The following is a 19355-nucleotide window of genomic DNA, read 5'->3' as shown; positions in this document are numbered from 1 at the left end:
TATTAACTGCGCGTCGCCGCTTTCATCGGTTGTACAAAAGCTTTCAGTGCTTCCAGCATTTTCTCTGGCTGATTAATATGTTGCTCGATGATTTTAACAATGGCCGAACCAGAAATCGCGCCTGCGGCCCCTGCATCAATCGCTGCTTTTACCTGGTCTGGGGCGGAAATGCCAAAGCCCTGCAATGGAGGCGCAGCATTGTATTCTTTCAGCTTCGTGACCAGATGATTGAGCGGTAATGCCGCGCGGTTTTCCGCTCCGGTCACGCCCGCACGCGACAGTAAATAGGTGTAACCACGACCGTAAGAGGCAATCTGGCGCAGCAAGTCGTCATCGGCATTTGGCGGGCAGATAAAGATAGGTGCGACATTATGGCGCAACGCGGCCTGGCGGAAGGGCGCGGACTCTTCAACTGGCACATCGGCAACCAGCACCGAATCGACGCCGACTTTCTCGCACTGGGCGTAAAACTCATCAATGCCTTTGTTAAACACCAGGTTGGCGTACATCAGCAGGCCAACAGGAATGGTCGGATGTTTTTGACGAATCAGTGCCAGCATCTCAAAACATTGTGCCGGGGTCACACCTGCCGCAAAAGCACGCAGTGTGGCGTTTTGAATGGTCGGGCCATCTGCCAGCGGGTCGGAGAAGGGGATGCCTAGCTCCAAAGCATCAGCACCTGCTTCGATCAACGTATCGATAATTTTCAGCGACTGCTCAATGCCCGGATCACCGAGGGTGACGAAAGGAACAAATGCGCCTTCTTTGCACTCTTTCAACTGGGCAAACAGAGATTCGTAGCGTTCCATCAGATTTCCCCTCGTGCTTTCAAAATATCGTGAACGGTGAAGATGTCTTTATCGCCGCGACCGGAAAGGTTAACCACCAGTAGCTGCTCTTTTTCTGGGTTTTCGCGCATCATTTTCAGCGCATGGGCCAGGGCGTGGGAGGACTCCAGCGCCGGGATAATCCCTTCGTGCAGGCACAGCGTTTTAAAGGCTTCCAGCGCTTCATCATCGGTAATTGAAACATAATCAGCGCGACCGATGCTGTTGAGATACGCATGTTGTGGGCCAACGGACGGGAAATCCAGTCCGGCAGAGATGGAGTAAGATTCTTCAATTTGCCCGTCTTCGGTCTGCATCATCGGTGCTTTCATGCCGAAATAGATGCCTACGCGACCATGTTTCAACGGTGCGCCATGTTCGCCGGTTTCGATGCCGTGACCGCCTGGCTCCACGCCAATCAGACCGACATTGGTTTCGTTGATGAAATCAGCAAACATGCCGATGGCATTCGAACCGCCGCCAACACAGGCGATAACAGCATCCGGCAGGCGACCTTCTCTTTCCAGAATCTGTGCTTTCGTTTCTTCGCCAATCATCCGCTGAAACTCACGCACAATGGTCGGATAAGGATGCGGGCCAGCTGCGGTGCCCAGCATATAGTGCGCGGTTTCATAACTGCCGGACCAGTCGCGCAGCGCCTCATTACAGGCATCTTTCAGCGTCGCGGAACCGCTATGCACCGGGATCACTTCCGCCCCCATTAAGCGCATACGAAAAACGTTAGGCGACTGGCGTTCAACGTCTTTGGCACCCATATAAATACGGCATTTCAGGCCGAGCAGGGCGCTGGCAAGGGCCGACGCCACACCATGCTGACCGGCTCCGGTTTCGGCGATGATTTCGGTTTTACCCATCCGCTTCGCCAGCAAAGCCTGGCCCAGAACCTGGTTGGTTTTATGCGCGCCGCCGTGCAATAAATCTTCGCGCTTCAGATACAGCGTGGTGTTCGTCCCGGCTGTAATGTTCTGGCATTTGGTCAGCGCGGTTGGGCGCCCGGCATAGTTTTTCAGCAGGTCGTTGAACTGGGCCTGAAATTCAGGATCTTTTTGCGCGCTGACAAAAGCTTCTTCCAGCTGGCGCAGAGCAGGCATCAGGATTTGTGGCACGTACATGCCGCCAAACTCACCAAAATACGGGTTAAGTAATGTTGTCATTGTTCCTTTCCTTAATATGCGCGCAGCGTCTGGAAAACCGAGGCCAAAAGGCGTGCGTCTTTAATGCCCGGTTGCGACTCTACAGCAGAATTAAAATCAAGCCCGGCGCAGCCGGTTTGTGCCGCTTCCACGCAGTTATCTGCGCCTAAGCCACCCGCCAGCAGGACGTTGCCAAGCGATTGACCATTTAACAGTGACCAGTCGAAACGTTGCCCGCTTCCACCCTGGCCGTTGTCGAAAACATATTTATCGACGTGCTGAAAATCGCGCGCGGGAAGAGTTTCACCGACGCTCAATGCTTTCCAGATGGCAACGTTAGCGGGCAGCACGTCACGCAGTGCGTCGATATATTGCTGATCTTCATTACCATGCAGTTGCACTGCTGCCAGCGATAACGCGTTAGTTTTGTCCACCACATCAGCAATATCGTGATTGCGGAACACACCAACATACTGCAACGGTGCCGCAGCCATCACTTCCTGCGCCTGTTCAACGCTGACGCAACGCGGTGATGTCGCAACAAAAATCAACCCACCGTAAATCGCGCCCGCGTCATAAGCTGCTTTAGCATCTTGCCCACGCGTCAGGCCACATACTTTATTCTCACCCAGCAACACCCGGCGCACGGCGGCGTTCAAATCGTCATGGGCCATCAACGCCGAACCAATCAGAAAGCCGTTAGCGAAGTGGCTTAACTCGCGCACCTGAGCGTAAGTATTGATGCCGGATTCGCTGATTACCGTCACGTTGTGCCCCAGTTTCGGCGCAAGCTCGCGGGTACGGTTGAGATCAATCGACAAATCACGCAGATCGCGGTTGTTGATGCCAACGACTTTTGCCCCCAATGCAATGGCGCGCTCCAGTTCCTCTTCATTACTGACTTCGGTCAGCACACCCATCTCCAGACTGTGGGCGACGGCTGCAAGCTGGCGATATTGTTCGTCATCCAGTACTGAAAGCATTAATAAGCAGGCATCGGCCTGGTAATAGCGCGCCAGATAGATCTGGTAAGGATCGATAATGAAGTCTTTACATAAAATCGGCTGCGGGGCGATTTGGCTGACGATGGGGAGGAAATCAAAGCTCCCCTGAAAATATTTCTCATCAGTCAGCACCGAAATTGCCGAAGCGTAATGCTTATAAATCGAGGCAATGCGTGCCGGATCGAAATCATCACGAATCACGCCTTTCGACGGCGACGCTTTCTTGCACTCCAGAATAAACGCCGTGCGTGCACCCTGTAGCGCATCATAAAAATGTCGCGTGCTCGGCTGAACCTCATTCTGAAAACTGGCCAGCGGTTGCTGCTGTTTGCGGGCTTCTACCCAAATCACCTTGTCTGCGACGATTTTCGCTAAAACGGTTTGCATCATTTACCCTCGTGCCGCCAGTGCGGTGACTCTGTCGTAAGCGGAACCACTGCGCAGTACCTCAAGAACGGTTTGCGCATTGGCTTGCAGATCTTCATGGCCATGCAGGCGCATTAACATGGCGACATTCGCCGCGACGGCTGCTTCATGGGCGGCGTCGCCTTTACCTTGTAACAAGCGTGTTAAAATGTCACGGTTTTCTTCCGGTGTTCCGCCAGCCAGTTGCTCCTGGTGGTAGGGCGTCAGGCCAAAATCTTCAGCGGTCAGTTGATAGCTCTTAATTTCGCCGTCATGCAGTTCGGCAACGATTGTCGGCGCGTGTAAGGAAACTTCATCCATCCCGCCGCTGTGCACCACCGCTGCGCGTTGATACCCCAGCACACGCAAGGTTTCGGCAATTGGCAGCACCAGTTCCGGGCTGTAGACACCAATTAACGCCAGCGGAGGATGCGCCGGGTTAATCAGTGGCCCCAGCACGTTGAACAGGGTGCGAGTTTTCAGTTGCTGGCGAACCGGCATCGCGTGGCGGAATCCGGTGTGATATTTCGGCGCAAAGAGGAAACAGACGCCTAATTCATCCAGCGCCTGGCGCGATTTATCGGCATTCATATCAAGATTAATACCGAACGCCGCCAGCAGATCCGACGAGCCAGATTTACTGGAGACGCTGCGGTTACCGTGTTTCGCCACTTTCAGCCCACAGGCCGCGGCGACAAACGCACTGGCGGTCGAAATATTGATACTGTTGCTGCCGTCACCGCCGGTGCCGACGATATCGGCAAACAGATAATCAGGGCGCGGGAACGGCGCGGCGTTTTCCAGTAGCGCAGTTGCTGCTCCGGCGATTTCGTTCGGGTGCTCGCCGCGAATTTTCATGCTCACCAGCGCCGCCGCGAGCTGTTCTGGCTTCAGCTCGCCACGTACCACCGCTGAAAAAAGCTGGTGGCTTTCTTGTTGGCTAAGCGTCTGCGCCTGATACAGTTTTTCCAGAATCGGTTGCAGCGTGTTGGTTGGCTCTAGTTTCTGCTGCGCCCAGGCCAGCGTTTGTTCCAGCAGGCGAGCGCCCTGAGTGGTAAGAATGGATTCCGGATGGAACTGGAACCCACAAACGCGATCCGCATCGTGACGCACCGCCATCACCATGCCATTAAAATGGGCGTTGATGGTTAAACCTGCCGGAATGTTGCTGCCAACCAGCGAGTGATAACGCGCCACCGGCAGCGGGTTTGTTAATCCGGCAAACATCGCCTGACCGTCATGTTCAATGCTCGACGCTTTACCGTGAAGAATTTCGCCCGCCTGACCGACATAACCCCCGTGAGCTTCGACAATCGCCTGATGTCCGAGGCAAATGCCAATGATTGGCAGCTTACCGCGCAGGCGGGTGAGGAGTTCCGGCATACAACCGGCTTCGCTCGGCACACCGGGGCCAGGAGAAAGCATCAGTACCGGATTGCTCATCGTCGCCAGGCGTTCAATTAAGGTCTGCGCCGGAATATGGTTGCGGTAAATCACCACGTTATGACCATTGCTGCGCAACTGATCTGCCAGGTTGTAAGTAAAAGAGTCGATATTATCGAGCAGCAGAATGTCAGCCATCAGAATGTCTCCTGTGCATGATGCGCGGTGGCAATAGCGCGCAGTACAGCGCGGGCTTTATTACGGGTTTCGTCGGCTTCCGACTGCGGAACAGAATCAAGTACCACGCCAGCACCGGCCTGCACGGTGGCGACTCCGTTCTCTACCAGCGCCGAGCGGATCACAATGCAGGTGTCGAGATCGCCATGCGCAGTGAAATAACCTACTGCGCCGCCGTAGCTGCCGCGTCGACGACCTTCCGCTTCGGCAATTAACTGCATAGCGCGTACTTTCGGCGCACCGCTTAACGTCCCCATATTCATACAGGCGCGATAAGCGTGCAGGGCGTCGAGATCGTGGCGCAGCTCACCGACAACGCGGGAGACCAGGTGCATCACGTAAGAGTAACGGTCAACTTTGGTGAGGTCGGCGACGTAGCGGCTGCCGGGGGTGCAAATGCGTGCCAGATCATTACGGGCGAGATCCACCAGCATCAGATGTTCAGACAGCTCTTTATGATCGGTCCGCATTTCCAGTTCGATGCGGCTGTCGAGGTCTCTGTCCAGTGAACCATCGGCACGACGACCGCGTGGACGTGTTCCGGCAATTGGGTAGATCTCAATCTGGCGGCTGGTGGCGTCATACTTGAGCGAACTTTCCGGCGACGCGCCAAACAGGGTGAAATCATTATCCTGCATAAAAAACATGTACGGGCTGGGATTACTCTTTTTCAGCACGTAATAGGCCGCCAGCGGTGACGGGCAGGGCAGAGAGAAACGGCGAGATGGCACCACCTGGAAAATTTCTCCGGCGCGAATCGCTTTTTGCAACAAACGCACTATGCCACCGAACTCTTCATCGCTCTGGTTACATTCACAACGCATATGCGGCACGGAAACCACCGGCAGCGGCGGCGCGTCTTCGGTCAGTCGCTGGCGCAACTCGTGCAGGCGCGTAGTGAGACGCTGTTTTTCTTCTTCATTGGGAGCAAACAGGCTTGCCTGAATGCGGGTGCTTTTTTTCTGATGGTCAATCACCATCAGCGTTTCAGCGAGATAAAAACAGAAATCAGGGCAGTTATTTTCCGCTGACAATTGCGGTAAATCTTCAAATCCCGCCACAAGGTCATAAGAGAACAGGCCGCCGAAGAACATTGCTTCTCGTTCTTCCTTCGGTACATTCAACAGATTCTGTAATAAGCGGAAAGCGTCAAAAACCGAAAGGGAGCATAAGCGGGCGTCTTCATCCAGCAGTGGACTGACAGGGGGGAAGCGCAGTACGCGGCAGTTTGGTGATTGTTCATTTTCCACACCCGCAGGCAGGGCGTTATCCAGTAGTGTCAGCAGGGCTTCGCCATTGCCGGAAAGCGCCTGAATTGTGACAGTGTCACCTAAAGCTGTAATGCGCAGCGCACTGTCTACCAGCAGCAGGCTTTTTAAATCATCTTTGCTGTCGATATCTGCGGATTCCAGCAGCAGCGTTGCTGGACGATCCCCACACAACTGGTGAAAAAGCGCGGTGGGATTATCGCGATAAGCGCCTTCGCAGGTTAACAATTCGAGAGTCGGTTTTTGTGTTTGCATTGTTATTCTCTAATTTTGTTCAAAAAAAAGCCCGCTTATAAGGCGGGCTGGGTATCTGATTGCTTTACGCATGGTGAATACACTGCCCGTTTCAGGAAGTGCGCCACCAACCTTTCAGTACGAAAATCGTTTTCATTGTCGATACCCTTTTTACGTGAACTTGCGTACTAGTTAACTAGTTCGATGGTTAATTGTCAACAGCTCATTTCAGAATATTTGCAAGAACCGTTATGATGTCGGCGCCAAAAACATTATCCAAAACGGGAGTGCGCCTTGAGCGACACGAATTACGCAGTGATTTACGACCTGCACAGCCATACCACAGCTTCCGATGGCTGCCTGACGCCAGAGGCGTTGGTGCACCGTGCGGTCGAGATGCGCGTCGGCACTCTGGCGATCACCGACCATGACACCACAGCTGCAATCGCGCCAGCAAGAGAGGAAATTTCACGTTCGGGACTGGCGCTGAATCTTATTCCCGGCGTGGAAATTTCCACGGTCTGGGAAAATCATGAAATTCATATTGTCGGGCTGAATATTGATATTACTCATCCGCTAATGTGTGAGTTCCTCGCGCAGCAGACAGAACGGCGCAATCAGCGGGCGCAGCTAATTGCCGAAAGACTTGAAAAAGCGCAAATACCAGGGGCGCTGGAAGGCGCGCAACGACTGGCGCAGGGCGGTGCGGTGACGCGCGGTCATTTTGCTCGTTTCCTGGTGGAGTGCGGCAAAGCCAGTTCAATGGCGGATGTCTTTAAAAAGTATCTGGCGCGCGGGAAAACCGGATACGTTCCGCCACAGTGGTGTACAATAGAACAAGCTATTGATGTCATTCATCATTCTGGCGGTAAGGCGGTGCTTGCTCATCCTGGGCGGTACAATCTTAGTGCTAAATGGCTGAAAAGATTGGTTGCGCATTTTGCCGAACACCACGGCGACGCGATGGAAGTCGCGCAGTGCCAGCAATCGCCCAATGAACGTACCCAGCTGGCGACACTTGCCCGCCAGCATCATTTATGGGCATCACAAGGATCTGATTTTCATCAGCCATGCCCGTGGATCGAACTGGGTCGTAAACTCTGGCTGCCCGCAGGCGTTGAAGGCGTCTGGCAGCTATGGGAACAGCCGCAGAACACCACAGAGAGGGAATTATGAGCCAGTTTTTTTATATTCATCCTGATAACCCGCAGCAACGTCTGATCAACCAGGCGGTGGAGATCGTGCGTAAAGGCGGGGTGATTGTTTATCCAACCGATTCCGGCTACGCACTCGGCTGTAAAATTGAAGATAAAAACGCGATGGAGCGTATTTGTCGTATTCGCCAGCTGCCGGACGGTCACAACTTTACCCTGATGTGTCGCGATCTTTCTGAACTTTCGACCTATTCATTCGTGGATAACGTTGCGTTTCGTTTAATGAAAAACAACACGCCGGGCAACTATACCTTCATCCTGAAGGGGACGAAGGAAGTGCCACGCCGTCTGTTGCAGGAAAAACGCAAAACCATTGGGATGCGTGTGCCTTCTAACCCGATTGCGCAGGCGTTGCTTGAAGTATTGGGCGAACCGATGCTTTCCACATCGCTGATGCTACCGGGCAGCGAATTTACCGAATCCGATCCGGAAGAAATTAAAGACCGTCTGGAAAAACAGGTGGATTTGATTATCCACGGCGGCTATCTCGGGCAGAAACCGACAACGGTCATTGATCTTACCGATGATACGCCGGTCGTGGTGCGTGAAGGTGTGGGTGATGTGAAGCCTTTCTTATAAAAAATTGCGTTCCACGGATGGAAGATTATGGCAGGGATATATCGCTGCATTTTGCTGTTGATAGTTGGGCTTTTTTTCTCTTCGTTGAGTTATGCGAAAAACACGGAGATCCCTTCATATGAAGAAGGGATCTCGCTCTTTGATGTTGAAGCCACTCTGCAACCGGATGGGGTGCTCGACATCAACGAGAACATTCATTTTCAGGCGCGAAATCAGCAGATTAAGCACGGGTTTTCTCGTGATTTACCCCGACTATGGATGCAGCCTAATGGGGATGCTGCACTGCTGAACTATCGTATTGTTGGCGTCACCCGTGATGGCGTTCCTGAACTCTGGCATCTTGACTGGCATATCGGGTTAATGAGTATTGTCGTGGGCGATAAACAACGTTTCTTGCCTCAAGGCGACTATCATTATCAAATTCATTATCAGGTTAAAAATGCTTTCCTGCGCGAGGATGATTCTGACCTGCTAATCTGGAACGTGACCGGTAACAACTGGCCGTTTGAAATCTATAAGACCCGATTTTCACTCAAGTTCTCTAATATTGCGGGTAATCCATTTAGTGAAATCGATCTCTTTACCGGAGATGAGGGCGACACATATCGAAATGGCCTTATCCTTGAGGACGGAAGAATTGAATCCCGCAATCCGTTTTATCGTGAAGACTTCACGGTTCTCTACCGCTGGCCTCATGCCTTGCTGGATAATGCCCCGGCACAACACACGACGAATATTTTTAGCCATCTTTTTGGGCCCTCAACATCGTCTCTTATCATTTGGTTACCGTGTTTGCTCCTGGCGTGTGGATGGTTATATCTCTGGAAGCGCAGGCCGCAATTTACGCCGGTAGATGTGATTGAAACCGATGTCATTCCGCCAGATTACACGCCCGGCATGTTACGTCTCGATGCGAAGCTGGTTTACGACGATAAAGGTTTTTGTGCCGATATCGTAAATCTGATTGTGAAAGGAAAAATTCATCTGGAAGATCAGTATGACAAAAATCAGCGAACCCTGATTCGTGTTAATGAAGGCGCGACCAGAAATAATGCGGTATTACTGCCCACCGAACAGTTATTACTGGAAGCGCTATTTCGTAAAGGCGATAAGGTCGTTCTTACGGGGAGGCGCAACAGAGTCTTACGCAGAGCATTTTTACGGATGCAGAAATTTTATCTGCCGCGTAAAAAGTCTTCGTTTTACCGACCTGATGCGTTTTTGCAAGGGGGCGGAATGGCGATATTGGCGGTCATTCTCTACGGTAACCTGAGTCCCGTAGGTTGGGCAGGAATGAGTCTGGTGGGCGATATGTTTATTATGATCTGCTGGCTTCTTCCTTTTTTATTTTGTTCCCTTGAGCTTTTGTTGGCCCGCGATGATGACAAGCCTTGCGTTAATCGTGTAATCATCACTTTGTTTTTACCACTGATTTGTTCAGGCGTGGCCTTCTATTCTCTCTATATCAATGTCGGAGATGTATTCTTTTACTGGTATATGCCGGCGGGTTATTTTAGCGCTGTTGTCCTGACCGGTTATCTCACTGGCATGGGGTATATTTTTCTGCCAAAGTTTACCCAAACTGGGCAGCAACGTTATGCCCACGGTGAAGCTATCGTTAACTATCTTGCGCGTAAAGAGGCGGCAACGCACAGTGGGCGGCGGCGGAAAGGGGAAACACGGAAACTGGATTACGCTTTGTTAGGTTGGGCTATATCGGCAAATTTGGGGAGGGAATGGGCGTTACGCATTGCCCCTTCGCTTTCTTCGGCGATTCGCGATCCAGAGATTGCCCGTAACGGCGTTTTATTCTCATTACAGACGCACCTGAGTTGCGGGGCCTATACCAGTTTGTTGGGGCGGAGCTATTCCGGTGGTGGTTCTGGCGCTGGTGGTGGTTGGTAATAAAGCCGATGTTAATCGAAACAAGCTTTAACCATAAAGATCGTGTATGATGTTCCGCCTCAAAGGCAGGCCAGCTACGGCCTGAAGAGTTCAAACAGACTTTACTATCAGTGAGTCAGATGTAAGTTCTGACTCATTGTTGCACAAAAGCATACCAGACGCCTGGGAAGGCGACACCAAAAGGAAGCTCAATGAGCGAAAAGTTACAGAAAGTGCTGGCGCGTGCCGGCCACGGTTCTCGCCGTGAAATCGAATCTATTATTGAAGCCGGTCGTGTGAGTGTTGATGGCAAAATTGCCAAACTCGGCGATCGCGTTGAAGTTACCCCTGGGCTGAAAATCCGTATCGATGGTCACCTGATTTCGGTACGTGAGTCCGCTGAACAAATTTGTCGCGTTCTGGCCTATTACAAACCAGAAGGTGAGTTGTGTACCCGTAACGATCCGGAAGGGCGCCCAACGGTGTTTGACCGTCTGCCGAAGCTGCGTGGCGCACGCTGGATTGCCGTGGGTCGTCTGGACGTTAACACCTGTGGTCTGTTGCTGTTCACCACCGATGGTGAACTGGCAAACCGTTTAATGCATCCAAGCCGTGAAGTTGAACGTGAATATGCCGTGCGTGTATTTGGTCAGGTTGACGACGCGAAACTGCGTGATTTAAGCCGTGGTGTGCAGCTGGAAGATGGTCCGGCAGCCTTTAAAACCATCAAGTTCAGCGGCGGTGAAGGGATCAACCAGTGGTACAACGTTACTTTGACCGAAGGCCGTAACCGTGAAGTTCGTCGTCTGTGGGAAGCGGTTGGCGTGCAGGTAAGTCGCCTGATCCGTGTGCGTTACGGTGATATTCCACTGCCGAAAGGTCTGCCACGCGGCGGCTGGACGGAGCTGGATCTCGCCCAGACTAACTATCTGCGTGAACTGGTGGAGCTACCACCAGAAACCAGCTCTAAAGTCGCTGTAGAAAAAGACCGTCGTCGTATGAAGGCGAATCAGATTCGTCGTGCGGTGAAACGTCACAGTCAGGTGAGCGGCGGTCGTCGTTCTGGTGGACGTAATAACGGTTAATCAAAGTATGCCGGACGTCATATCCGGCATTTTTACAGATTAATAATCAATCCCTATCTGCGCTTTTACACCGGCATCAAACGCATGTTTCACGGGGCGTAATTCACTCACCGTATCCGCCAGTTCAAGAATATCCCGATGACAACCACGACCCGTGATAATCACCGTCTGCTGATCTGGACGTTCATTTAACGCCTGCACCACTTCTTCCAGTGGCAAATAGTCATACGCCACCATATAAGTCAGCTCATCGAGCAAAACCATAGCCACTGAGGGATCTGCCAGCATCCGCTTTGCATGTTGCCAGACTTCACGGCAGGCGGTGGTATCAGACTCGCGATTTTGCGTATCCCAGGTAAAGCCCGTTGCCATCACCTGAAACTCAACGCCATGTGGCTCCAGCAAATTGCGCTCGCCGTTAGGCCAGGTACCTTTAATAAACTGCACGACCCCCACTTTTTTGCCATGGCCAACCGCGCGAGTTGCGGTACCAAATGCCGCGGTGGTTTTGCCTTTTCCATTGCCGGTAAAGACGATGACAATGCCACGCTCATCCTGCGCTTGCGCCACGCGAGCATCAACTTTCTCTTTAACACGCTGCTGACGCTGTTGGTAGCGTTCATCACTCATTGGGAAATTCCTGGTTTGCGGCCCGGTTGGGCGTCAAAGGTCATGCCGGTTTTACGGCGGCTGTCATCGCCCATCAGCCATAAATAGAGTGGCATGATATCGGCGGGTGTTTTGAGTTTCTGTGGATCTTCGGTGGGGAAAGCACTGGCACGCATTGCAGTACGTGTACCGCCGGGGTTAATGCAGTTGACGCGCAGGCGCTGCTGATATTCATCGGCCAGCACTTGCATCATTCCTTCGGTGGCAAATTTCGACACCGCATATGCGCCCCAGTTGGCACGCCCCTGACGCCCAACGCTTGATGAGGTAAAGACCAGCGAACCGGCGTCCGATTTGAGTAATAAAGGAAGCAGTGCCTGGGTGAGCATAAAGGTGGCATTAACGTTGACCTGCATGACGTCCTGCCAGACCTGCGGATTTTGCTCGCGCATTGGGCAAACATCGCCGAGCAATCCGGCGTTATGCAGCACGCCGTCCAGACGCGGGTAATTAACAGCAATATGCTGTGCCAGTTGTTGGCAGTCTTCGGACGTACAGGTCAGCAAATCGAGAAGAAACCATTGCGGCTGGCGTCCTGTCTCTTCGAACATGCTCTGGGCCACCTGACGTAATTTTTCTTCGTTCCGGCCCAGCAGAATGACCGTCGCGCCATAGCGCGCATAAGTTAAAGCGGCTTCACGACCAATGCCGTCGCTGGCGCCTGTCACCAGGATAATACGATCATTGAGTAAATCTTGTTTTGGTTGGTAATGCATGGCTACTCCCCGACGACATCAACAGTCGCGCTGCCAGTGTACTTTATGACTTTGGGGTTTTATGCCTGAAACAGGAGGGCATTTCAATCAGCCTGGGGCGATAACGCCGTAAAATGAATACTTTGTCATACTTTCGCCGCAATAACATCTCTGCGAGACGGCTTAACATGCCTGTTGTAAACTGTGAGCCAAAGCGTTGTTTAACCAAGGTGGGACTCGTGGAATTGTTGTCTGAATATGGTTTGTTTTTGGCGAAAATCGTCACCGTTGTGGTGGCGATTGCGGCTATTGCCGCCATTATTGTCAATGTTGCTCAACGTAATAAACGCCAGCGTGGCGAGTTACGAGTCAACAATCTCAGCGAACAGTATAAGGAGATGAAAGAAGAACTGGCTGCGGCGCTGATGGATCCACATCAGCAAAAACAGTGGCACAAAGCGCAGAAGAAAAAGCACAAGCAAGAAGCGAAGGCAGCGAAAGCAAAAGCCAAACTGGGCGAGGTGGCAGCCGAAAGTAAGCCACGAGTCTGGGTGCTGGATTTCAAGGGCAGCATGGACGCCCATGAAGTGAACGCGCTACGTGAAGAGGTTACTGCGGTACTCGCGGCATTTAAACCGCAGGATCAGGTCGTTCTGCGTCTGGAAAGCCCCGGAGGCATGGTACATGGTTACGGTCTGGCGGCTTCACAGTTGCAGCGCCTACGCGATAAAAATATTCCTTTAACCGTTACGGTAGACAAAGTGGCTGCCAGCGGCGGTTACATGATGGCCTGTGTGGCGGATAAAATTGTTTCAGCGCCGTTTGCAATTGTTGGCTCTATTGGTGTTGTGGCGCAAATGCCCAACTTTAACCGCTTCCTGAAAAGCAAAGATATTGATATCGAACTGCACACTGCCGGGCAGTATAAGCGCACGCTGACAGTGCTGGGTGAAAACACCGAAGAAGGGCGCGAGAAATTCCGCGAAGAACTGAACGAAACGCATCAGTTATTTAAAGATTTTGTGAAGCGTATGCGTCCGTCTCTGGACATTGAAATGGTGGCAACCGGTGAACACTGGTACGGACAACAGGCGGTGGAGAAAGGCCTGGTTGACGAAATCAACACTAGTGATGAAGTGATCCTTAGCCTGATGGAAGGTCGTGAAGTGATCAATGTACGCTATATGCAGCGTAAACGGTTGATCGATCGATTCACTGGCAGCGCGGCAGAGAGCGCCGACCGATTGTTGCTACGCTGGTGGCAACGTGGGCAAAAGCCGTTGATGTAAAAGATAAACGCGAGGATAAAACCTCGCGTTTTGCTTTAATCGACCAGATGGTATTTTTCCGAGAGCACATGGGCCAGGTGTTTGAACATATTAAACACCGCGGTGCTTTTCGCTGTCGGCAATCCTTGTTCATCTAAAAAATAATCGCCACTAAACACCAGCACGCCATTACGCTGCGTGACGCCGGTGGCTTCAATCCCTGCGAGCGTATCCTCATGCTCACGTATGATTTTGTTAGCCTCTTTCAACAGCGTTTCGCGGTCGATGGGTTGTGTCTCTTTGTTCATTATTTACTCCTTAAACAAGGACATTAGTCTACGCCAGGCATGGCTTGCAGACAAATATACCACGCTGACGGCAAGAGCGCCTTACTGGCAACTTTGGATTTTGCATGCTAATAAAGTTGCGTAACGGATTTTATCAGGTACAGTGTGACGCTTTCGTCAATCTGGCAATAGATTTGCTTGACATTCGACCAAAATTACGTCGTGCTATAGCGCCTGTAGGCCAGACCTGTTAACTCAGTCACCTGAATTATCGTGAACAGAGTCACGACAAGGGGTTGATATCCGCAGAGAGCGAGTCCATATCGGTAACTCGTTGCCAGTGGAAGGTTTATCAATGTGCGACGCATTCCTGGAAGAATCAAATTAGGTAAGGTGAATATGGGTAAAGCTCTTGTCATCGTTGAGTCCCCGGCAAAAGCCAAAACGATCAACAAGTATCTGGGTAGTGACTACGTGGTGAAATCCAGCGTCGGTCACATCCGCGATTTGCCGACCAGTGGCTCAGCAGCCAAAAAGAGTGCCGACTCTACCTCCACCAAGACGGCTAAAAAGCCTAAAAAGGATGAACGTGGCGCTCTCGTCAACCGTATGGGGGTTGACCCGTGGCACAATTGGGAGGCGCACTATGAAGTGTTGCCAGGTAAAGAGAAGGTCGTCTCTGAACTGAAACAACTGGCTGAAAAAGCCGACCACATCTATCTCGCAACCGACCTTGACCGCGAAGGGGAAGCCATTGCATGGCACCTGCGGGAAGTGATTGGTGGTGATGATGCGCGCTATAGCCGAGTGGTATTTAACGAAATTACGAAAAACGCGATTCGTCAGGCATTTAACAAGCCAGGTGAGCTGAATATCGATCGTGTTAATGCCCAGCAGGCGCGTCGCTTTATGGACCGCGTGGTGGGGTATATGGTTTCTCCGCTGCTGTGGAAAAAAATTGCTCGTGGTCTGTCTGCCGGGCGTGTGCAGTCGGTGGCGGTCCGCCTGGTGGTTGAACGTGAGCGTGAAATTAAAGCGTTCGTACCGGAAGAGTTCTGGGAAGTGGATGCCAGCACGACCACGCCATCCGGCGAGGCATTGGCTTTGCAGGTGACTCATCAGAATGACAAACCGTTCCGTCCGGTCAATAAAGAACAAACTCAGGCTGCGGTAAGTCTGCTGGAAAAAGCGCGCTATAGCGTGCTGGAACGTGAAGACAAACCGACCACAAGCAAACCTGGCGCTCCTTTTATTACCTCTACGCTGCAACAGGCTGCCAGCACTCGTCTTGGTTTTGGCGTGAAAAAGACCATGATGATGGCGCAGCGTCTGTATGAAGCAGGCTATATCACTTACATGCGTACTGACTCCACTAACCTGAGTCAGGACGCGGTAAATATGGTTCGCGGTTATATCAGCGATAATTTTGGTAATAAATATCTGCCGGAAAGTCCGAATCAGTACGCCAGCAAAGAAAACTCACAAGAAGCGCACGAAGCAATTCGTCCTTCTGACGTCAATGTGATGGCGGAATCGCTGAAGGATATGGAAGCGGACGCACAGAAACTTTACCAGTTAATCTGGCGTCAGTTTGTTGCCTGCCAGATGACCCCGGCGAAATATGATTCCACCACGCTGACCGTTGGTGCAGGCGATTTCCGCCTGAAAGCACGCGGACGTATTCTGCGCTTTGATGGCTGGACGAAAGTAATGCCTGCGCTGCGTAAAGGCGATGAAGATCGTATTTTACCGGCAGTCGATAAAGGCGACTCTCTGTCGCTTGTTGAACTGACTCCGGCACAGCACTTTACCAAGCCGCCAGCCCGTTTCAGCGAAGCCTCGCTGGTTAAAGAACTGGAAAAACGCGGTATTGGTCGTCCGTCTACCTATGCGTCGATTATTTCGACCATCCAGGATCGCGGCTATGTGCGTGTGGAAAACCGTCGATTCTATGCGGAAAAAATGGGTGAAATCGTAACCGATCGTCTGGAAGAAAATTTCCGCGAATTAATGAATTACGACTTCACCGCGCAGATGGAAAACAGCCTCGACCAGGTGGCAAATCACGAAGCGGAATGGAAAGCCGTACTGGATCACTTCTTCTCGGATTTCACCCAGCAGCTTGATAAAGCGGAAAAAGATCCGGAAGAGGGCGGTATGCGTCCAAACCAGATGGTTTTGACCAGCATTGATTGCCCTACCTGTGGCCGCAAAATGGGTATTCGTACAGCGAGCACCGGGGTATTCCTTGGCTGTTCTGGCTATGCGCTGCCGCCGAAAGAGCGTTGCAAAACCACCATTAACCTGGTGCCGGAAAACGAAGTACTGAACGTACTGGAAGGCGAAGACGCTGAAACTAACGCCCTGCGCGCCAAACGTCGTTGCCCGAAATGCGGCACGGCGATGGACAGCTATCTCATCGATCCAAAACGTAAGTTGCATGTTTGTGGTAATAACCCAACCTGCGATGGTTACGAGATCGAAGAGGGCGAATTCCGCATTAAAGGTTATGACGGCCCGATTGTTGAGTGTGAAAAATGTGGCTCTGAAATGCACCTGAAAATGGGGCGTTTCGGTAAATACATGGCCTGCACCAACGAAGAGTGTAAAAACACGCGTAAGATTTTACGTAACGGAGAAGTGGCGCCACCGAAAGAAGATCCGGTTCCGCTGCCAGAATTAGCGTGCGAAAAATCGGATGCTTATTTCGTGCTCCGTGACGGCGCTGCTGGAGTGTTCCTGGCTGCCAACACCTTCCCGAAATCTCGTGAAACGCGTGCGCCGCTGGTGGAAGAGCTTTATCGCTTCCGCGACCGTCTGCCGGAAAAACTGCGTTATCTGGCGGAGGCTCCGCAGCAAGATCCAGACGGTAATAAGACAATGGTTCGCTTTAGCCGCAAAACTAAACAGCAATATGTCTCTTCGGAAAAAGACGGAAAGGCAACTGGCTGGTCAGCATTTTATGTTGATGGCAAATGGGTTGAAGGGAAAAAATAACCTTTAAGTCTGTCAGGTTTTTATAAACAAAGGGTCGCAAAAGCGGCCCTTTTTCATTGCATATTATTTTTTCTACATACCTATACACTAAAGCTATAAATGATATAGTGGTTATAGTTATCACTTTTTTTATTATTAAATCGTATTAGTCACCCGCCAGGTGTGGCGAAAAAACGATGTTCTGATGGCGTCTAATTGGATGGTTTAACATGAAATTACAACAACTTCGCTATATTGTTGAGGTAGTCAATCATAACCTGAATGTCTCCTCAACGGCTGAAGGACTTTACACATCACAACCCGGGATCAGTAAGCAAGTCAGAATGTTGGAAGATGAACTGGGCATTCAAATTTTTTCCCGTAGCGGTAAGCACCTGACGCAGGTAACCCCCGCAGGGCAGGAAATTATCCGTATTGCTCGTGAAGTGTTGTCAAAGGTCGACGCCATTAAATCGGTAGCCGGTGAACACACCTGGCCTGATAAAGGTTCGCTGTATATTGCCACTACCCATACTCAGGCACGTTATGCGCTGCCAAATGTCATTAAAGGCTTTATCGAGCGTTATCCTCGAGTTTCTTTGCATATGCATCAGGGCTCGCCGACACAAATTGCTGATGCAGTCTCTAAAGGTAATGCTGATTTCGCAATTGCCACGGAAGCCCTGCATTTATATGAAGATTTAGTGATGTTGCCGTGCTACCACTGGAACCGGGCCATTGTGGTAACCCCGGATCATCCTCTGGCGGGCAAAAAGGAAATCACGATTGAAGAACTGGCGCAGTATCCGCTAGTAACGTATACCTTCGGCTTTACCGGCCGTTCCGAACTGGACACAGCATTTAACCGCGCAGGGCTGACGCCGCGTATTGTCTTCACAGCAACTGATGCTGACGTCATTAAAACCTACGTTCGTCTTGGGCTGGGAGTAGGGGTCATTGCCAGCATGGCGGTCGATCCGGTTTCAGACCCCGATCTGGTGCGTGTCGATGCACATGATATCTTCAGCCACAGCACAACTAAAATTGGTTTTCGCCGTAGTACGTTTTTACGCAGCTATATGTATGATTTCATTCAGCGTTTTGCGCCGCATTTAACGCGAGACGTCGTTGATGCCGCCGTAGCACTGCGTTCCAATGAAGAAATTGAAGTCATGTTCAAAGATATCAAATTGCCAGAAAAATAATTACCCACGTTATTTCCGGCATCTTTTTATGTGACAAAGGTGCCGGAATATATTCTCTATTCCTTTTTATTTGTTAGTCGTTCACAATATAAATATCCACAAAATTTTTATGGCAAATCGAGCATAAAGTAGTGTCTATTTATCCGCGTTGCAAACTCCACTCTTCAAATATCTATTTCAGGTCAAAAGATTGAATTATTCACTGGGAACGATTCGTAAATTCGCTGGATTTTTGACTAAAGTTTCATTAGGATTTGTCCTATCATTTGATTAATTACACCAATCGTTTAGCATCTTTCTGATAAGTGATGGCGATTATATGAGGTTAGCAATGCCTTCTGGAAATCAGGACCCCCGCCGGGACCCTGAATTAAAACGCAAAGCCTGGCTTGCGGTATTTCTTGGTTCTGCGCTCTTTTGGGTGGTTGTCGCACTGCTGATTTGGAAAGTGTGGGGATAACTATGGTCGTTCAGGAGCAACATCAGGAACCGTCACCATTATGTCAGCAGAATGACAATGCAACGGAAACGAAACGGGACTGTTCCGTCGTTATACCCCATAGCTGGAAACTAACACCGCAACAGCAAGCCTTTATAGAGATGTTTGCTGAAGATGATCAGCAGAAACAATAATTATCATCATTCTTGTTCCCCAATATATTAATGAATATAACGGCTTTTATTACACCACAGCAATAACAGGTTGAGTTATCTCAACATAAAGTAATAACTGTTAAGGGTGTAGCCTATGATCACTACAAATACGAAATACTGGTCCTGGATGGGCGCATTTTCTCTGTCGATGCTCTTCTGGGCTGAACTCCTCTGGATCGTTACTCACTGATCCCTGACCCCGCTGCGGCGGGGTTTTCTTTTGCTTTGCCACACGTTTTCTCCTCTTTTATCAATTTGGGTTGTTATCAAATCGTTACGCGATGTTTGTGTTATCTTTAATATTCACCCTGAAGAGAATCAGGGCAT

19 protein-coding genes and 1 other annotated feature are annotated in these 19355 nt (G+C 51.0%); of the genes, 10 read left to right on the top strand and 9 right to left on the bottom strand.

The window, feature by feature from the left end; genetic code table 11:
* Positions 1–2 precede the first annotated feature (2 nt).
* The 6 genes from trpA to trpL all read right to left on the bottom strand — a co-directional run bounded on the left by trpA (position 3) and on the right by trpL (position 6669).
* A complete protein-coding gene (gene trpA, locus FEK42_RS05170; RefSeq protein ID WP_135492375.1) occupies positions 3–809 on the bottom strand; it encodes a tryptophan synthase subunit alpha in 807 nt (268 codons plus the stop codon).
* Positions 809–2002, bottom strand: a complete 1194-nt coding sequence (gene trpB / locus FEK42_RS05165) for a tryptophan synthase subunit beta (protein ID WP_130258918.1) — start codon at positions 2000–2002, stop codon at positions 809–811. The genes trpA and trpB overlap by 1 nt, the downstream gene beginning before the upstream one ends.
* Before the next feature lie 11 nt (positions 2003–2013).
* Positions 2014–3375, bottom strand: coding sequence for a bifunctional indole-3-glycerol-phosphate synthase TrpC/phosphoribosylanthranilate isomerase TrpF (gene trpCF / locus FEK42_RS05160; protein WP_171022631.1), 1362 nt, complete (start codon positions 3373–3375; stop codon positions 2014–2016).
* The gene (gene trpD / locus FEK42_RS05155) at positions 3376–4971 is read right to left on the bottom strand and encodes a bifunctional anthranilate synthase glutamate amidotransferase component TrpG/anthranilate phosphoribosyltransferase TrpD (RefSeq protein WP_135492376.1); all 1596 of its coding nucleotides are present in this window, start codon (positions 4969–4971) and stop codon (positions 3376–3378) included. It abuts the gene before it with no gap.
* Positions 4971–6533 (bottom strand): anthranilate synthase component I, encoded by a 1563-nt coding sequence (gene trpE / locus FEK42_RS05150; RefSeq protein WP_138211760.1) that lies wholly within the window; start codon positions 6531–6533, stop codon positions 4971–4973. Before trpE ends, trpD begins: the two co-directional genes overlap by 1 nt.
* 21 nt (positions 6534–6554) lie before the next feature.
* Positions 6555–6648 (bottom strand) — a sequence feature (Trp leader region).
* Positions 6625–6669 (bottom strand): trp operon leader peptide, encoded by a 45-nt coding sequence (trpL, locus tag FEK42_RS05145; RefSeq protein WP_131161820.1) that lies wholly within the window; start codon positions 6667–6669, stop codon positions 6625–6627. It overlaps the preceding feature by 24 nt.
* A 137-nt stretch (positions 6670–6806) precedes the next feature.
* Between trpL and rnm the strand changes: the two genes are divergently transcribed.
* The 4 genes from rnm (at position 6807) to rluB (ending at position 11274) form a co-directional block, all read left to right on the top strand.
* Positions 6807–7688, top strand: a complete 882-nt coding sequence (rnm, locus tag FEK42_RS05140) for an RNase AM (protein WP_001285663.1) — start codon at positions 6807–6809, stop codon at positions 7686–7688.
* Positions 7685–8305, top strand: coding sequence for an L-threonylcarbamoyladenylate synthase (locus FEK42_RS05135; protein ID WP_001516499.1), 621 nt, complete (start codon positions 7685–7687; stop codon positions 8303–8305). Before rnm ends, FEK42_RS05135 begins: the two co-directional genes overlap by 4 nt.
* 27 nt (positions 8306–8332) lie before the next feature.
* Complete coding sequence (locus tag FEK42_RS05130; RefSeq protein WP_138211759.1) at positions 8333–10210, top strand: DUF2207 domain-containing protein; 1878 nt, start codon at positions 8333–8335, stop codon at positions 10208–10210.
* Positions 10211–10401: 191 nt separating this feature from the next.
* Complete coding sequence (gene rluB, locus FEK42_RS05125) at positions 10402–11274, top strand: 23S rRNA pseudouridine(2605) synthase RluB (RefSeq protein WP_001291216.1); 873 nt, start codon at positions 10402–10404, stop codon at positions 11272–11274.
* Between the two features lie 39 nt (positions 11275–11313).
* On the opposite strand, the gene cobO is transcribed toward rluB, so the two are convergent.
* Together cobO and FEK42_RS05115 are read right to left on the bottom strand one after the other, a co-directional pair.
* Positions 11314–11904, bottom strand: a complete 591-nt coding sequence (gene cobO / locus FEK42_RS05120) for a cob(I)yrinic acid a,c-diamide adenosyltransferase (RefSeq protein ID WP_135492378.1) — start codon at positions 11902–11904, stop codon at positions 11314–11316.
* Positions 11901–12659: a YciK family oxidoreductase gene (locus FEK42_RS05115; protein ID WP_135492380.1), complete on the bottom strand. Its 759-nt coding sequence runs from the start codon at positions 12657–12659 to the stop codon at positions 11901–11903. The genes cobO and FEK42_RS05115 overlap by 4 nt, the downstream gene beginning before the upstream one ends.
* Positions 12660–12877: 218 nt before the next feature.
* Between FEK42_RS05115 and sohB the strand changes: the two genes are divergently transcribed.
* Positions 12878–13927 (top strand): protease SohB, encoded by a 1050-nt coding sequence (gene sohB / locus FEK42_RS05110; protein ID WP_131161800.1) that lies wholly within the window; start codon positions 12878–12880, stop codon positions 13925–13927.
* A 35-nt stretch (positions 13928–13962) separates the two neighbouring features.
* Here sohB and FEK42_RS05105 read toward each other — a convergent pair whose 3' ends face one another.
* A complete protein-coding gene (locus tag FEK42_RS05105) occupies positions 13963–14214 on the bottom strand; it encodes a YciN family protein (RefSeq protein WP_130208857.1) in 252 nt (83 codons plus the stop codon).
* A 378-nt stretch (positions 14215–14592) separates the two neighbouring features.
* On the opposite strand from FEK42_RS05105, the gene topA reads away from it, so the two are divergent.
* From topA to ymiC, 5 genes are all read left to right on the top strand, one after another.
* A complete protein-coding gene (topA, locus tag FEK42_RS05100) occupies positions 14593–17190 on the top strand; it encodes a type I DNA topoisomerase (RefSeq protein ID WP_130208855.1) in 2598 nt (865 codons plus the stop codon).
* Between the two features lie 209 nt (positions 17191–17399).
* Complete coding sequence (gene cysB / locus FEK42_RS05095; protein WP_064527218.1) at positions 17400–18374, top strand: HTH-type transcriptional regulator CysB; 975 nt, start codon at positions 17400–17402, stop codon at positions 18372–18374.
* Positions 18375–18693: 319 nt separating this feature from the next.
* Positions 18694–18834: a YmiA family putative membrane protein gene (locus FEK42_RS05090; RefSeq protein WP_212741620.1), complete on the top strand. Its 141-nt coding sequence runs from the start codon at positions 18694–18696 to the stop codon at positions 18832–18834.
* Between the two features lie 2 nt (positions 18835–18836).
* Positions 18837–19007, top strand: a complete 171-nt coding sequence (locus FEK42_RS05085) for a hypothetical protein (protein WP_130208853.1) — start codon at positions 18837–18839, stop codon at positions 19005–19007.
* A 115-nt stretch (positions 19008–19122) separates the two neighbouring features.
* On the top strand, positions 19123–19218 hold the full coding sequence (gene ymiC, locus FEK42_RS05080; protein WP_130208851.1) for a small membrane protein YmiC: 96 nt from the start codon (positions 19123–19125) through the stop codon (positions 19216–19218).
* Positions 19219–19355: the final 137 nt, after the last annotated feature.

It is taken from the genome of Escherichia sp. E2748 (genome assembly GCF_005781125.1).
Lineage (GTDB): Bacteria > Pseudomonadota > Gammaproteobacteria > Enterobacterales > Enterobacteriaceae > Escherichia.
This window is presented reverse-complemented; position numbering and strand designations above follow the sequence as displayed.

Bases quoted from the DNA above. Each gene is read 5' to 3' on its own strand.
- FEK42_RS05085 (WP_130208853.1), top strand. From the start codon at position 18,837: ATGGTCGTTCAGGAGCAACATCAGGAACCGTCACCATTATGTCAGCAG.
- cobO (WP_135492378.1), bottom strand. From the start codon at position 11,904: ATGAGTGATGAACGCTACCAACAGCGTCAGCAGCGTGTTAAAGAGAAA.
- trpCF (WP_171022631.1), bottom strand. From the start codon at position 3,375: ATGATGCAAACCGTTTTAGCGAAAATCGTCGCAGACAAGGTGATTTGG.
- topA (WP_130208855.1), top strand. From the start codon at position 14,593: ATGGGTAAAGCTCTTGTCATCGTTGAGTCCCCGGCAAAAGCCAAAACG.
- cysB (WP_064527218.1), top strand. From the start codon at position 17,400: ATGAAATTACAACAACTTCGCTATATTGTTGAGGTAGTCAATCATAAC.
- trpB (WP_130258918.1), bottom strand. From the start codon at position 2,002: ATGACAACATTACTTAACCCGTATTTTGGTGAGTTTGGCGGCATGTAC.
- FEK42_RS05135 (WP_001516499.1), top strand. From the start codon at position 7,685: ATGAGCCAGTTTTTTTATATTCATCCTGATAACCCGCAGCAACGTCTG.
- trpA (WP_135492375.1), bottom strand. From the start codon at position 809: ATGGAACGCTACGAATCTCTGTTTGCCCAGTTGAAAGAGTGCAAAGAA.
- FEK42_RS05090 (WP_212741620.1), top strand. From the start codon at position 18,694: ATGAGGTTAGCAATGCCTTCTGGAAATCAGGACCCCCGCCGGGACCCT.
- rluB (WP_001291216.1), top strand. From the start codon at position 10,402: ATGAGCGAAAAGTTACAGAAAGTGCTGGCGCGTGCCGGCCACGGTTCT.
- trpD (WP_135492376.1), bottom strand. From the start codon at position 4,971: ATGGCTGACATTCTGCTGCTCGATAATATCGACTCTTTTACTTACAAC.
- FEK42_RS05130 (WP_138211759.1), top strand. From the start codon at position 8,333: ATGGCAGGGATATATCGCTGCATTTTGCTGTTGATAGTTGGGCTTTTT.
- trpE (WP_138211760.1), bottom strand. From the start codon at position 6,533: ATGCAAACACAAAAACCGACTCTCGAATTGTTAACCTGCGAAGGCGCT.
- ymiC (WP_130208851.1), top strand. From the start codon at position 19,123: ATGATCACTACAAATACGAAATACTGGTCCTGGATGGGCGCATTTTCT.
- FEK42_RS05105 (WP_130208857.1), bottom strand. From the start codon at position 14,214: ATGAACAAAGAGACACAACCCATCGACCGCGAAACGCTGTTGAAAGAG.
- FEK42_RS05115 (WP_135492380.1), bottom strand. From the start codon at position 12,659: ATGCATTACCAACCAAAACAAGATTTACTCAATGATCGTATTATCCTG.